We start from the raw sequence: 16161 nt of genomic DNA, 5'->3' as shown, positions 1-16161 counted from the left end.
TAACCAAAGCTGCGGTTCGGGAGGCTATTTTTATGTTACGCCATAATCTGCAATACTATACTGTTCCCACTAAAGGTAGCGTTACTTTGAATACACTTCCCGTTCCCGGGATACTTTCGGCCGTAATGCTCCCGCCGTGTGCTTCCACGATAGACTGTGTAATGGCCAGACCAAGACCTGCCCCGCCTGAGCTACGTGTACGCGATTCATCTCCACGATAAAAACGCTCAAATATCCGCTCCAGCTGTTCTTTACTCATGCCTGGCCCGTTATCACGAATTTGGATATCCACCAACTTCTTACCTGCAGACAGGTTTACCTGGATTACACCTCTTTCCATATCGGTATGCTGAACCGCATTGTGAAACAGGTTGAGCACGACCTGCTTGATTTTATCCCCTTCTGCCAATACCCGTATACCTGCCGTCATATCAAAAACCACCTTACGTGTACCTGCTAGCATAAGAAGCTGCGGTTTCATTTCCAGCAGCAACGCATCTAGGGGTATGTCTTCCAGCTTTAACTCCGGTGTTCGATCCAGCTTAGCCAACAATAGCAAGTCAGAGACAAGCTTATTCATCCGCTTGGATTCACCATACATACTTTCTAATGCTGATTGGAGTTGCTTCGGATTGGATGCAGCCCCACGAAGCAACACTTCCAAGAAGCCGTGAATAGACGTGAGCGGGGTGCGCAGTTCATGGGAGGCGTCCGCAATAAATCGTCTCATCTGCATCTGCAATTCCCGTTCGGCTGCAAAAGAATGCTCCAGCCGTTCCAGCATTCCGTTAAATGAAACCGCCAAACGATCCACCTCATACTGCCCCTGCTCTGCATCAAAGCGCTCGGCCAGATTGCCGGCATCAATACGTTTGACTGCCTCAACCATCCTGGAAAGGGGTACCAACGTGCGGCGCAGCACCGGAAGCATAAGCGCCAACCCAATCGCAAGTGCAATCAGAGACAATAAAATAAAGGTGCGGAGCTGGTTAATCAACTGCTCTTGCATAGAAGTCGTGGATACGCCCATTTGAAGTAAACCGGAAGAACGGTCAGGTGGACCAAGCGGACGGAATACAACCAGTTGCTCTTTCCCCTGGGCATCCGTGATTAATTGATAGCCGTGACGCATGCGCTTACTCTGCTGCATTGCTTGATACTGCTGAGTGGTGAGACGCGGCGGTTTAAGTCCATTTTCATTGGACAAGCTCTGGAAGGTGCCGTCTATACCTATAGAAGCAAGCGACATATCCGGCCAAAACAGAAACGGTCCCGGTCGATTACTCCTTCGATTGGACTCATCTTGAGGAACGGTTACCCCAGCCCCGCTCTTTTCCTGCGAATCCTTAATCAATAAATCGGCAGGAATTGAATTCAGCTGCGTATTCATAGCTTCTGCCCGACTGCGATACAGAAAATCTTTCATCAGAAAATATTGTAGAAAACCAATCAATACGAGCAGCAAAGCCAAAATAAGTAACGTTCTGGCCAAAAGCTGGGACCGGAGAGAACGGAGTGCATATTTTCTCCGACTTTTCCCGCCCGGCTTCATAGCAGATCCACCCGGTATCCCACACCGCGCAGCGTACGGATGACCCGGTGCTCCTTGTCTTTGAGTTTTTCACGCAAGGAGCGAATGTACACCTCAACAATATTATCCTCGCCTCCAAAATCGTACCCCCATACCCGGTCCAGAATACGACTTTTACTTAACACAATCCCGTGATTCAACACCAAAAACTTCAATAGTTCATATTCGGTAGGCGACAGTTCCAGCACCTGACTCTGATAACGGATTTCCTTCCGTCGATCATCCACTTGAAAGGGGCCGTGAACCACTTCTCCCAGCAGATCGGGGAACTGATTGCGCAAGCGCGCTTCAATGCGAGCCAGCAGCTCATTAAAACTGAAGGGCTTTACGACATAATCATCCGCGCCGAGTTTTAAGCCCTTTACCCGATCGTCTACATCATCCTTGGCAGTCAGCATAATGACCGCGATGTTATCCTCCGTCTCCTTGAGACTTTGGCACACCTCAAAACCGTTCATTTCCGGCATCATCACATCCAGCACCGCTACATGTGGGCGAAACTCCTTTGCCAAATCGAGCGCTTCACTCCCGTTCTCCGCGGTTCTGACCTCATATCCTTCATTAATCAGTCCAAGCTCTAAAAATTGCAAAATATGAGGCTCATCATCTGCCAGCATAATTTTAACTCCGTGTATTGGATTCATTATTCATCTTCCCTTTCATGTTGCTGCATTTTTTTCATATAAAAGTCGATTCATTTTCACCTGTATCTAATATACCTGAATCCTGTCGTAAAAAAAGCACCCCTGCTCAGCTTTCAGCTAACGTTCAGGGAGCGCTCAGAACCAATTAAGGTAGGTCTGGCATGATAATAGCAAGCCGGTAGTTCACCGGGCCAAGATCGGAATAAATACAAAGAAACTTTCACAAGGAGTGGAATGAACATGATTAAGAAATGGTTTAAGACCAGGGCGGACATCCCCCTGATCATCATTATGCTGATATCCGCATTTTTGAACGGATACAACATCTGGCAAGACAAATATGTAAACACCTACTACACGACGGCCGTAGCAAGCATGCTACAAAGCTTTCACAACTTCTTTTTCGCCTCACTTGATTCTGCCGGATCGGTAACGGTAGACAAACCCCCTGTGGTGTTCTGGATTCAGACACTGAGCGCCTATATATTCGGGCTTCACGGATGGAGCGTTATCTTGCCACAGGCGCTGGCTCAAGTCGGATCGGTCTTGCTCGTTTACTTGCTCGTCAAACCGAGCTTCGGTACGATGGCCGCACGTTTGGCCGCCTTCACCATGGCAACGACACCGATAGCCGTAGCGGTTAGCCGTACGAATAACATCGACGCTATGTTGGTTTTCACACTGTTGCTCGCAACATGGCTATTGTTCAGAGGCCTTAGAAATAGCAAAACCGGGCTGATCCTTGCTGCTTTCGCAGTCGTAGGCATCGCCTTTAACGAAAAAATGTTACAAGCCTATATGATCGTTCCCGCACTGGGTCTGTTCTATCTGCTGGCTTCCAAGTTTAACTGGAAGCGAAAAGCAGCAACACTGGTAGGATCAGCAGTTGTCCTCCTGATCGTATCACTCTCTTGGGCAGTCGTAGTGGACTCTACTCCGGCAGATGAACGCCCTTATATGGGGAGTAGCGGTACGAACTCTGTGCTGAATTTGGCCTTTGGTTATAACGGCCTGTCCCGTCTGACAGGAGATCAGGGTACAGGTGGCAATCGTGGCGGAGAACGTACGGATCGGAACAATAACGCTGCAACGAATAGCAGCAACACAAACACGGATCAGGCTCAGACGACCACATCATTGGACAGCACTACTTCTACGGATGACTCAGGTGCCAACAACATGGGTGCAGGTGGTCAAATGCCACCGGGTGGATTTGGCGGCAACGGACAAGGTGGTCCTGGAGACGGGCAAGGTGGCCAGGGCGGTCCAGGCGGTGGACCGGGAGGGAATTCTGGTGGCGGCATGTTCGGTACTGGCGAAAAAGGACCTTTACGGTTGTTCCAATCCTCCCTGTCAGGTCAAGCCAGCTGGCTGCTTCCATTTGCATTAATTGCTTCCATCGGCCTGCTTGCAAGCATTCGACGTCGTAATATCACACAAAAACACAAAGAGGTCATCTTCTGGCTGACCTGGTTGATTCCCGTAGCTGCATTTTTCAGCGTAGCAGGATTCTTTCATCATTATTACCTGATTATGCTCGCGCCACCAATTGCAGCGCTCTTTGGAGCAGGATTCGTAGAATTGTGGAACCAGTATCGTGAGCGTTCCAGCTGGCTCTCCTGGCTGTTACCCGCAGCAGTATTGGCAACCTCGGTATTTAGCTGGTTTGTTTTGCAAAATTACAACGATACCATTGGCAGCGGCTGGTCCATCGCGGTATTGATCTTAGGGATCATCGGCACGGTGCTGCTGGTAGTAGCACGAATGAAATCTGAGAAGTTCACAAGATTCGCCGTCATTGCAAGTGTACTCGCTATGTTTATCGGTCCTGCATATTGGGCATTGACACCGATCATCTACGGAGGGAACAGCATGATTCCACAAGCCGGACCCACTCAATTTGGCGGCGGTGGCGGTGGCGGAATGCCAAGCAGCAATGATCGCAATAGAGGCCAGAGCGCTAATGGACAACAAGCCGAAGGAACTCAAACGAATAACCAGACCAATAATGTAGAGAATTCCAGTCCTGATGGAAACACTTCAAGCACACAAACAAGTACAGACACGGAGCAAAAATCTTCTACCCGTTCCAGAGGAATGGGAGGACCCAACGGTAGCCAAAGTTTAGATCAAAAAACGTTGAGCTATTTGCAAAAAAATAACACAGGTGAAACCTACCTTTTCGCAGCAAGTAATTATTCAACGGCTGCTCCTTACCTGGTCGAGGCCGGACAAAAAGTAATTATTATGAACGGTTTTGTATCCTCCGATCCAGTCTATACCGTCGATAAAATCAAGGCGCTGGTCGAAAGCGGCCAAGTGAAGTACTTCATGATTTCTGGTGGAGGCGGCGAACCGGACGGCGGTAACTCTGAAGTCACTGCATGGATCAAAGAACACGGCAAGTTGATCCCTACAGATGAATGGAAAACAACAACAGACGAAACAAGTACAGACGTTAAAGCCACCGAGAGCGGAAGCGACACCACGAACAGCAATGCGAACGCCCAGGATGGTCAAGGTGGCCCTGGCAGAGACGATCGTGGCGGAAGCGGTACTTTATACGAAATCACATTATAAATGAGGAGGAACTACGAATGAGTGAACCCATCCGTTATTCCATAGTTATTCCGATGTACAACGAGGAAGCTGTTATTACGGAAACCTACCGGAGGCTGAAACAAGTCATGGGCTCAATGGGTGAGCCCTACGAGCTGATCTTCGTAAATGATGGAAGTTCGGACCGCAGCGTCCAATTGATCAAGGAATTCAGTCTCAGAGATGACACCATTGTATTGATTGATTTCTCTCGCAATTTTGGTCATCAGCTAGCGATTACCGCCGGGATGGATTATGCGGTGGGGGAGGCGGTCGTCGTCATTGACGCCGACCTCCAGGACCCGCCGGAACTGATTGTAGAGATGGCTAACAAGTGGAAAGAAGGCTATGAAGTGGTCTACGCCAAACGGCTTAAACGCAATGGCGAAACTCGCTTCAAGAAATGGTCTGCCAGCCTCTTCTACCGTGTACTTAAAGCATCCACGGATATTAATATCCCGGTCGACACCGGGGACTTCCGCCTAATGGATCGTAAGGTCATAGAAGAATTGAAAAGACTGCCGGAAAATAACCGATTCGTTCGTGGACTAGTCAGCTGGATCGGATTCAAACAAACTGCTGTAGAATATGAGCGCGACGAGCGGCTCGCGGGCGAGACCAAGTATCCGTTGAAACGAATGATCAAGCTCAGTCTGGACGGGATCACATCCTTTTCGATTAAGCCGCTCAAGCTGGCAGGGTATATCGGTGCACTTCTCTCCATGTCCGGCTTCCTGTATCTGATGTACGTACTGTTTCTCAACTTTTTCACCGACTCCTACGTGATGAAGGGCTGGTCGTCTATGATTAGCATCAGCCTGATTTTCGACGGGGTGATCCTCATCATTCTCGGTATTATGGGTGAATATGTTGGACGCATTTATGACGAAACCAAAGCACGTCCGCTTTACATTGTCCGTGAGCATCTGGGTGGACAATACGAAAACGGTCCGACGCATGCTATGAAAGTCCCTGAACCCCGTGACTCCCTGTACATGCAAGGAGCCCGTGAGAGCCTGATTTCGACAGGACGCACAGTGCGCGGCAACAGTGCGGTATATACCGGACCCAAATCCGGTCATGGAGCCTAACCCATGAAAAGTCGCATGGCCCAGCTGCTTCCTATGATCCGATTTGGCATCGTAGGTCTGGTGAATACGGGTGTAGATTATATCATTTTTATGCTGCTGGCTTGGGGCGGAGTGCCAGTCATTGTAGCGCAGTTCATTTCGTACAGCTGCGGCACAGCCAACAGTTATATTTTGAACAGCAAATGGACATTCAACAAACAACTATCAAACAACACTAATAAGGGTCAATTACCTAAATTCATCATCATTAACCTCATCGTATTGGGGATAACCTCCTTATTACTGCAAGTGCTTCACACTGGAACCGAGTTGCCGCTTGCTTTAGGCAAGCTGATCGCGACCGCAGCCGGAATGATCATCAATTATATCGGGAGCCGATACTGGGTATTCGGTTCCCCATCCCGAAAGGAAAGTGAGTTTCTATGAGAAAAATTACAAAAGCTGTTATTCCAGCCGCCGGATTAGGAACCCGTTTTCTACCAGCTACGAAAGCTTTACCGAAAGAGATGCTTCCCATCGTAGACAAGCCGGCTATTCAATATATCGTAGAAGAAGCCATCAAGTCCGGAATTGAGAGCATCATTATCGTAACGGGGCGTAATAAAAAAGCCATCGAGGATCATTTTGACAAGTCTGTGGAGTTGGAGCAGGTACTGGAGAGCAAAGGTAAATATGATCTCCTACGTGAAGTTCAAAGCATCGGGGGCAAAGCAGTCATTCACTATATCCGTCAAAAAGAACCCCTCGGCCTGGGACACGCGGTAAGCTGCGCTCGTCAGTTCATTGGCGATGAGCCCTTTGCCGTGTTGCTGGGCGATGATATTATGAATTCCTCCACCCCGGCGATTCGTCAAATGATGGATGTTTACGAAGCGACTGGCAAGCAAGTGGTCGGCGTGCGCACAGTGGAAGAACAAGATGTGAGTAAATACGGCATTATTGACTCCACTCACCAGAACGGTCTCATTCACGAAGTCGGCAGACTTGTTGAAAAACCATCTCCGGCAGATGCCCCTTCGCGGCAGGCAGTCATTGGTCGGTATGTATTAGAGCCTTCCATTTTCTCTATATTGGAAAACCTGTCCACTGGAGCGGGCGGTGAATACCAATTGACGGACGCCCTTCATCAAGTAGCATTGCAGAACCAACTGCTCGCATTAGAACTGGAAGGCACACGTTATGATATTGGAGATAAAGCTGGATATCTGGAAGCCGTGCTCCACATGGGTATGCAACGCGAAGATTTGCGTCCAATGCTTGACTCCATGATGCGCGAGTGGGCGCTTGCTTCAATGATAAAATAGGGGGATTTCCTCCCTCCGAAATCCGACGGGTGCTGTGAAATCACGAGAGTAGATGGATGAACATGTAAAATTGTACACTATAGGAGTACAGCAGCATTTGAGTCTACACGGCCGCCCGGTCGATACTAAGGAGGAAAAGGACCTATGATCCCTGAGGGAAATCTGCAAAGTAATGTGGATCGTTTCAACGGTTTTGCCGACAACTACGATCAGCACCGCCCGGAAGCGCCGTCACTCGTCGTGGAAATTATCAGTCGCTATCTGGAGCGAGACGTAGAGCTAGTTGCCGATCTTGGCTGCGGTACAGGACTTTCAACCTTCATATGGGAAAACGCCGCTCGGCAAATCGTCGGTATCGAACCTAACCCAGATATGAGAGGAAAGGCGCAGCACAAGCTGGAGACAGCAGGAACGACAAGGGCAGGAACCATTTCCTTCAAAAGCGGGTTCTCCAACAACCTGCCCTTTGAAGACGGAACTGTAGACGTCATTACCTGCTCTCAATCCTTTCACTGGATGGATCCCGAGAGCACGCTTCAGGAAGCGGGCAGGGTCTTGGCTCAGGGCGGCGTGTTCGCGGCCTTTGACTGTGACTGGCCTCCGGTGCTGCAATGGCAGATAGAGCAAGCTTATACAGAGCTTATCACCAAAGCGGATACCCTTTTGGAACAGGAAGCCCCAGTAGAGCAACAAGCTCATAAATGGAGCAAGGATCAGCATTTAGCTAATCTGCACCGCAGCGGACAATTCCGATATACCCGGGAGATTGTCTTCCATAACCGTGAGCAGTGTGACGCAGCTCGCTATACAGGGCTCGCTCTCAGCCAAGGGGGTATTCAAAGTCTCTTCAAACTTGGCAATCGAGCGCTTGACGACGATATAGCCCGCTTCGTGAAGCTGGTAGAGAATCATTTTCAGGGCAGAACACTAGATATCCTGTTCAGCTATCGGATGCGGCTCGGCATCAAGTAGAAAGGAATCAAGGTCATCGTGGATGATACGCTCTTCGGCTTAGGGCAAAAAAGACTCTCCCTCGCCTCGTAAAAACGAGTGCGTACAGGAGAGTCTTTTTTGCTTCAATAAATAGCCACAGTCATATCCTTGCAGACCTTAGTCACAGTTCCGATGTATCTTCGACTTAGAGAGAGCGAACAGCCAATAAGTGCGCCAACCGATCAGGGTAGTCCGTGATGATGCCGTTCACCCCGGCCTCCAGCAGACGCTTCATTTCTTCTGGCTCATTCACCGTCCATGGGTGGTAGACGACGCCTAATGCCAAAGCCTCTGATACAGCTTCTGGTGTAACAACTTGTTTGTAGGCATGAAGTGCTGTAACCCCGAATTGGGTGGCATATTCCGATGGACGAACCATAATTTCGATATACAGCGCCCCCGTCTTGATTTCAGGAGCAAGCTGCGCACAGAGCGCCAGCGATTCGTGATTGAAGCTGGATATGATTACCCGCTGTTCCAACCCAAAACGCTTCACGGCAGCAATGACCTCTTCCTCCATTCCCGGATAGAGATAAATGCTATTTTTCAACTCTAAATTAATAATTGTATTCGAGGACTGGGCTAGTTCCAGTAGCTCATCCAGCATCGGGACCCGCTCACCTCGGAATTTCTCATCAAACCAGCTGCCCGCATCCAGTTTATTTAATTCTTCTAGCGTAATATCCTTTACATCCAGTGAGCAACCTGTCGTACGCTTCAGCGACTCATCGTGAATCAGCACCAGATGCCCATCTTGGGTACGCTGCACATCCGTCTCTATACCTGTTGCTCCCAGTTCCAAGGCGTGGCAGAATGCCGCCATCGTATTCTCGGGACATACACCTGAAGCTCCGCGATGTGCGAAATTAATCACCTTTTCGGTTACAGTCACAACATAACCCCTCCTGTCATTTCACAGGAACATTATACCTGCTCATTGTTTGGGCTGTATAAAGTATTCGTCACAGCTACCACTTCTTCTATGCCGTTTGAACAATTTTCCCGATCCAATCGGAATAAAACGTATTCCCGTTCCGTCGATCAAAATCAGCCGCCGCTGACTCTGCCAGTGGCCTAAAGTACGCAATGATTTCTGTCAAAGTGCGATCCTCTTTACCCCATTCCAAGGAAGCCGGCAACCGGATCAACCGTTTTTCTCCCGAAGTATCCAACTTTTGCAGTAGACTCACCATCGTCGCGTAAAAATACATCTGCTCCAGCCCGCTCTCATAGTCCAGTGCCATATGTAGATGACGCTCTACCACTTCGATTCCTTGAATTGGATCGGCAATCGCCAAATATTCGATATGCTCCGCTATCGTTTTCAGGAAGTCGCGATCATCCCGAATTAGGCGGTAGCCTTTGCGATGATTGTCCTTTGCCTGATCAACCTCGCCTTGACGATAAAGCGGCAACAGCACCTGCGAGAGCGTCACATGCGGTACTTCTGCACATTTCATGCGACCCGACAAAATCGGTTTTGCCACGGCAAGCGCCTGCTCGTCTTCTCCGGTCAAATAATAGAACCGCACCATCTGGCTCTGCTCGCAGGCCTCACAATCACTCATACTGTCCCGCTCGACCAAGCGGAAGGTATCCAGATATCGCCGTGCTTCATCCAGTTCACCCATGTCCATCGCGATGCGGAACTTATAATAGTAATATGGACGCTCATTATACCCATATTCGGCATAACGTCTGCGCATATCCTCCGCCAGATCTTCTATTTGAGTCTTTGATATATTGGAAAAGCTGCACACCTTCCCGAGTATCCATTTATAATTCCACAACAGCTCATCTGCGTCGTATTCCTCTGGATTTTGATCAAATTGGCCCAACTGCCACGAAAAAGCAATCAGCGACTTCAATGGATATCCGTTAAAAATAGCGCAGTCCACAATCTCTCCCCGGATTTCATAAGCAAGTTCCTTCAACCCGGATGTGTCTGCCAAGCGGACAGCTTCTTCCAGAATCGCCAGCTTTGCTGCACCCCCGGGCAGATCCTGCGCCTGTTCCATCAATTCATATATCGTATCTTCCATTTGGCTCCCCCTATAAATACGCAATTACGCATTTTGTCCATTCCCTAATCCCCAATTGATAAAATGCAGTACACTCCGATTCATCAGTCCCAACTCACTGCGGTTCATCGGGTAGTGCCCCATCATAAGCGCATTCACATACATCATTTCTGTAGCTGCCGTGACCATCTGCGTATCGGTAGCTTCAAGAATCCGTGCCACCACCGGGTTGTTCAGATTAAAGTATAAGGTGGAATAGCCCGAATTTTGCTGGACTCCTGCTTTCAGACTATCAAGCACATTGGAAAAAAGTGAGGTTGTCTCCTCAACCGTGTTTTCCATGGAGCGCAAGGTCAGTGCATCCTGAGAAATGGTATACAACACTGGCAAACTCGCAGGCTCAAAACGCTTCAACTCAGCGCGGCAACGCATCGGCTGCAAAGCTGCATCCATGACACGTAGCACACCGTAATAACTCTCGCGTTCTTCCTTCGTTAGCCCGGTAAATGAAAGAGATACTTCCTCAGGGCTAAGACGCTCTGTTTGCAGGTTAGGGTCAATCCAATGCAGCCTTTCCAAAATGTCTGAATCATAAATATAGCCGCCATTGATCACCAACATGGATTGCGCCGCCGCCACATGCGTAATCTGACGATACTCATCTACTGTCGATGTGTAATGCAGTGGACGTCCGTCCGCCTCTTGGATCAGTTCTTTCAGCTCACGCCGCCCAAATGTACTTTCGAAGGAAAACCAACGGTACATTATCCGCAAAAATTCATCATCCTCCACGGCGAGCGCCTTCATGGACAGCTCATGCAAACGAATCCAGTGCTGCAAGCGGTCTGGCTCATACTGCGCCATTCGTAGCAGTTCTTCCCGAATACAGCTTCCCAGTTCAGAACGAACATCGTCAAGCTGCTCATTTTCATAAAAATACTCACGTGATGCCGTTGGTTGCAATTCATCTGTCCAAATCAGACTTTTAATGAAGAATGCCCATTCCGGCAAAACATTTTCCGCCTTGTCGGACACCAGCATATGCTTCAGGTACACCCGATGCAGCCGCTTGCTGTTCAGATTAACACTGCGAGGCAAAATGAATGCAATCCCGCCTGTTCTGCCCGATGCCGTCCGCAACGGTATAAAATCACTGAAGCGCTCGCCCATCAGGCGATAGCCTAAATCCAGTACCTCACTACGGCGACTCCGTAATTGCTCTGGGTCCTGCATCCAGCTCGTCGACGGAAGATTGACGCGCTTGGTCTCCCCATCTACAGACAGCATGACCGGATACGGCAGCAACGCCCCATAATAGAATAGAGACTCCTCTACATGCACTGGCTCATAATAAAACTCACTTCCCGGCTTGCAGCGCAAATAAATTTGCGTCCCTACAGGCAGCTCGGTTTCCAATCGACGAATCGTATACGTCCCATCCGGCTTCCCTCTCCATTCCATGGAGATGCCTTCCTTCACCGAGCGGGTCAGCACTACAATTTCATCGCTCACCATAAAGCAGGATAGCAACCCAATCCCAAAGCGTCCGATAAACGAAGTCTCAGAAGCCAGCAAATCGGCTCCCTTCTTGGAAGACTGACCGATAATCGATAAAAAACGGTGAATGTCTTCTTCTGACAACCCAATGCCGTTATCCTGAATCATCAATACCTGTTGCTCCCCGGCACCAGATAACTCTACGATGACTTTGCCTTCATAGTTGTTACTCTCAGAAGCTGTAGCTTCAAGGGTCTTGTCTTCTTTCAATACTTTACTTTCAGCAGCAACCTTCCGCAGCTCCTTGCGAGCCGTGATCGCATCTGTTGCATTTTGCAGAACCTCACGTATAAACACTCGTGGACTGCTATATAAATGATTGGCCAAAATATCAATCATACCGCCCAAGTTCACTTGAAAACGATATTGGTCTGTTTGACTCATAGAGATCATTCCTTTCTCGAAATGCTACTGCCATCATCTGGTTTAAATAGACTGTCTTTTAAAGTATAACGTGGATTTAAGTCGGATTGCACACCCTGCATTTCAGGTATCAGTACGTTGATAACGATATAACAGGGCCTTTTTTCACCCGGGAAGTCTGGCACTGGGTCTAATTAACTTCACAAAAATGTACGGAGTACGATCACTTAGTGAATAAGGATCATCTTTGTCTAGTTAAATTTAGTAATAAACATAATATTTATTTAAAATCCACCCTTCTCTCAGAACCCTATATCTATGGAGGGACAAATGGCTCATTTTACGCAAAAAGCTCGCATTGCCGCTCTTGTAATACTCTTACAAGAGAGAATGCGAGCTTATTTAGGTACAGTCGAAGCTGTACCCTTTTACAGAAGAGAATTAATGAGACTTAGCGAGACGGATAACGTTCCACGATGCTTTGCCCAAATGAGCTTTTACAATTCCGTCATCAAGCTTGGCGTTACCGCCGTTGTGAGGCGTAACTTTTTCACCGGCTGGACTGTTGGTCGCTTTAAGATCATCATGCTCCAATACAGTATGCTCGACAATGCGGTAGCCTTCAAAACTGCGTACATCTACTGTCAGCTCCAGCGATTCAGACAAATGACGGTTCACTGCAAAGACAGTCAGCGCGTCTCCCTCTTCATCATAAACTACAGCGCTGTCCAGATAAGGGATGTCTGTGAAGTCCTTGGAGTCGTATTTTTCCGAATCCACGACAGGCATCAGCGATATCCCACGACCATAACGGGAGGCATGCAGATACGGATAGAAGATCGTTTGTTTCCACGCCTTTCCGTTATTCTCGGTCATGATTGGCGCAATAACGTTGACCAGTTGGGCGAGACAAGCCATTTTCACACGATCCGCGTGGCGCAGGAACGTGATCAACATGCTGCCTACCAACAATGCATCCTCAAAGTTATAGATATCCTCAAGCTGCGGTGGTGCCACAGACCATGGATCAATTTTTTTGTCCGCATCATTGGAGTGATACCATACGTTCCATTCGTCAAAGCTGAGCATCATTTTTTTCTTGCTGCGTTTCTTTGCTTTGATATAGTCACAAGTCGAAATGACCGTATGGATAAAATGATCCATATCCATAGAGCGTGCCAGATAATTAGCCGTATCATTGTCATGATTGCCGTAGTATTGGTGCAAGGAAATATAGTCGGCTACCTCATAGGTATGATCCAGTGTGGTTGCTTCCCATTCCGGGAACGTTGGCATCGTGGAACTGGAGCTTCCACAGGATACAAGCTCAATGTCAGGATCAATCAGCTTCATAGCTTTTGCAGATTCAACAGCCAGACGGCCATATTCTTCTGCTGTCTTGTGACCAATCTGCCATGGGCCATCCATCTCGTTACCAAGACACCAAGTTTTAATCTTATGTGGTTGCTCAACCCCGTGACTACGACGTAGATCACTCCAATAGGAGCCGCCTGTGTGGTTGCAATATTCCACCAGATTACGCGCAGCATCAATTCCGCGTGTACCCAGATTAACCGCCATCATGACTTCGGAACCTACATCCTTGGCCCACTTGAAAAATTCATTCGTACCCACTTCATTCGGCTCGACTGTTCTCCACGCCAGCTCCAACTGTCTAGGTCTGGACGCAACAGGACCGACACCGTCCTCCCAATTGTAACCGGATACAAAATTACCGCCCGGATAGCGTATAATAGGAACATCAAGCTGTTTTACCAACTCTTTAACATCATTACGGAAACCGCTTTCATCACTAGTTGAATGAGTAGGCTCGTAAATACCGCCATATACGGCACGCCCGAGATGCTCTACAAAAGAGCCATAAATGCGTTTATCGACTTCAGCAATACGAAAAGATTTGTCTACAATCATCTTTGCTTCTACAGCTGCTGCCACCTAAACCATCCTCTCTGAATGCGAAAATAAAATCCGTTCTACCACCAAGATTAAGATGCCGTTTTATTTACGGTTTTAATATAACACACCCTATTTATCATAGTCAATATTATCATTAAATACTTAATATATTTATTAATATTTATAATAAACGATAAGCAATTGGTTACGTATTTCTAAATATTTTGTTTTATAAACAAACTTATTGAGTGAATAACCACTTTACCAAATAATAATAATAATAACGGATTATAGGTGCGTTCAAAATAGTGCTACTGCCGTATCTTGCAGTCTGTTTTAAATAGTGAATATCAGTCTACCAACAGTTGTTCTAAATATGTATAAATACCACCTATATCGCCCGCGTTTAAGTTTGAGAGGACCCATTCTTTCAAATATCCCTGCTCTGTCCGTATAGATATGTAAATACCTTCAGTTTCCACTTTCACCAGCAAAGAAAGCTCAATATCTACGCCTAATAAAACTCGTTCTTTGGTGCAATCCTCAGTATTCGCAGCCTTTACACACAAAATAGCAATATCCGTATAAGCGTTATATGCCATTTTACCCGCATTATATAACAGTTCCTGTAATCCATTGCTTGCATCCAAAGGGAGCGTATACTCCATATCATGCAACACTGCCGCGGACTGGTCCACCGCGATCCAGCTTTGGTATTCATCCCGGGCAAAGGCCCCTCTCAACTCATGCAAAAAATAAATAATGTCAATGCCCTTGTCATAATAAATACAAATATGCGGAATGCGTGAATCCTCTATTGAGCTAGTCTCCTCCTGCGCCATAAAGAGCCCCTCCTCTTGCTGCCACCAGCGCAAATAGCAAGACGAAAAATTCAGTGATGGGGTGTGTCGTTGATCTTTAGAGATATAGACGACATGTTTTCCATACCGTGAAGCCAATTGCTCCACTTCCTGCAAGCTCACTGGCTCCATTTCCCCTAGCAAGACAATCGTATCTGTCAGGTCGCATACCCGTTGTCCACCTTCGAGCGCTGTATCCTGTTGTTCTCGCTCCCGCAGGATGGCTTGTTCGATGATCGCGGCAACTTTGTCGCCAGAGGGTTGAGCTTCACATTGGGTCTGAAAATAATAGGGTGCTTTCGAACTAATTGCACACTCCTCTATAAACACATAGGCGCGCCGTATCCAATCCGGATGTCCGTAACGCATTACGGGTAATTTAGTATCCTGTATCGGAAGATAGCTATACTTATGTAACATATGTTTTAGCTGTTCTATGGAAGGAACAGCTTTGGACTGCTGCAAAACTTTACATATGTGTGCTGTAATCAATGGAGTGGCATAGCTATTGCTGTTGGGACATTGTACAGCCTCTCCAGCTGCACCTACTAGTTCATGCTTGGCAAAAGCGATAAAATCGATACCGCTTGAGAATGCTAACTCAGCATCATATGTATATTGTCCTGCTGTGAGTATACCGCTATGATCGCAGCGCACACCAATCACATTGGCAAAGGAGGCCGGATAAGTAAGAAGTCCTCCGTTTTGTGCAGCACATACTATAATTAATCCCGCCATAGCTGCATCATTTACAGCCTCCCGCAGCATGCTTCGATCTCGATAATTTATACTCCCCAGGCTGATATTTGCTACCTGTACACCATGTTTTACACACCAATCCAGCGCAGCACAAAGCTGAGTTGCATTTCCTTTTCTATGGTTCATTATTTTTACACTGCTAATGATCGCATCTGGAAAATACGTTTGTACAATAGCTGCACATAGCGTACCGTGATTTAAGGTATGTCCATCTTCTACGTCTCCATGAGCTATTTCGACGTTATATAATAATTGGGTGTTTAAAAAGCCAGCATTAACCCCGTCGTCAATAATGGCTACATGAATCTTGCCATTCATGTTTTCTCCCCCTGTCTCTTCGGATTGTGGAATGAATCTCACGGCTCTGTTCCGTTCTATTAGAGTAAGCGGAGGGTGCCTCTGCGAACGATAGCGTTCGTCTGAAAGCACCCTCCTAATTTAGCAAACCATGTACATAATAGCT

General features: G+C 47.6%; 12 protein-coding genes. 5 read left to right on the top strand and 7 right to left on the bottom strand.

From position 1 onward, the window contains the following. Nucleotides 1-55: 55 nt before the first annotated feature. Entirely contained in the window at nt 56-1552 is a 1497-nt protein-coding gene (locus MHH57_RS01625; protein ID WP_342434751.1) for a HAMP domain-containing sensor histidine kinase, read from the bottom strand. Then, entirely contained in the window at nt 1549-2235 is a 687-nt protein-coding gene (locus MHH57_RS01620) for a response regulator transcription factor (protein ID WP_274483638.1), read from the bottom strand. Before MHH57_RS01620 ends, MHH57_RS01625 begins: the two co-directional genes overlap by 4 nt. Nucleotides 2236-2475: 240 nt before the next feature. Here MHH57_RS01620 and MHH57_RS01615 point away from each other — a divergent pair, with 240 nt between their 5' ends. From MHH57_RS01615 to MHH57_RS01595, 5 genes are all read left to right on the top strand, one after another. Next, nucleotides 2476-4815 (top strand): glycosyltransferase family 39 protein, encoded by a 2340-nt coding sequence (locus MHH57_RS01615; RefSeq protein ID WP_342434750.1) that lies wholly within the window; start codon nt 2476-2478, stop codon nt 4813-4815. 17 nt (nt 4816-4832) lie between these two features. Continuing rightward, entirely contained in the window at nt 4833-5924 is a 1092-nt protein-coding gene (locus MHH57_RS01610) for a glycosyltransferase family 2 protein (protein ID WP_028541969.1), read from the top strand. A gap of 3 nt (nt 5925-5927) precedes the next feature. Continuing rightward, nucleotides 5928-6350, top strand: a complete 423-nt coding sequence (locus MHH57_RS01605; protein ID WP_342434749.1) for a GtrA family protein — start codon at nt 5928-5930, stop codon at nt 6348-6350. Then, nucleotides 6347-7228: a UTP--glucose-1-phosphate uridylyltransferase GalU gene (gene galU / locus MHH57_RS01600; RefSeq protein ID WP_342434748.1), complete on the top strand. Its 882-nt coding sequence runs from the start codon at nt 6347-6349 to the stop codon at nt 7226-7228. Before MHH57_RS01605 ends, galU begins: the two co-directional genes overlap by 4 nt. A 144-nt stretch (nt 7229-7372) precedes the next feature. Continuing rightward, on the top strand, nt 7373-8200 hold the full coding sequence (locus MHH57_RS01595) for a class I SAM-dependent methyltransferase (RefSeq protein ID WP_342434747.1): 828 nt from the start codon (nt 7373-7375) through the stop codon (nt 8198-8200). Nucleotides 8201-8366: 166 nt separating this feature from the next. Here MHH57_RS01595 and MHH57_RS01590 read toward each other — a convergent pair whose 3' ends face one another. The 5 genes from MHH57_RS01590 to MHH57_RS01570 form a co-directional block, all read right to left on the bottom strand. Beyond that, a complete protein-coding gene (locus MHH57_RS01590; RefSeq protein ID WP_342434746.1) occupies nt 8367-9113 on the bottom strand; it encodes a glycerophosphodiester phosphodiesterase in 747 nt (248 codons plus the stop codon). 88 nt (nt 9114-9201) lie between these two features. Next, entirely contained in the window at nt 9202-10263 is a 1062-nt protein-coding gene (locus tag MHH57_RS01585; RefSeq protein ID WP_342419320.1) for a hypothetical protein, read from the bottom strand. A gap of 24 nt (nt 10264-10287) precedes the next feature. Continuing rightward, entirely contained in the window at nt 10288-12183 is a 1896-nt protein-coding gene (locus MHH57_RS01580) for an HSP90 family protein (protein WP_342434745.1), read from the bottom strand. Nucleotides 12184-12603: 420 nt separating this feature from the next. Further along, nucleotides 12604-14118 (bottom strand): alpha-N-arabinofuranosidase, encoded by a 1515-nt coding sequence (locus MHH57_RS01575; protein ID WP_342434744.1) that lies wholly within the window; start codon nt 14116-14118, stop codon nt 12604-12606. Between the two features lie 311 nt (nt 14119-14429). Beyond that, a complete protein-coding gene (locus tag MHH57_RS01570; RefSeq protein ID WP_342434743.1) occupies nt 14430-16016 on the bottom strand; it encodes a S8 family serine peptidase in 1587 nt (528 codons plus the stop codon). Nucleotides 16017-16161 lie beyond the last annotated feature (145 nt).

It is taken from the genome of Paenibacillus sp. FSL H7-0442 (assembly GCF_038593105.1).
Taxonomy (GTDB): Bacteria; Bacillota; Bacilli; order Paenibacillales; family Paenibacillaceae; genus Paenibacillus; species Paenibacillus polymyxa_D.
This window is presented reverse-complemented; position numbering and strand designations above follow the sequence as displayed.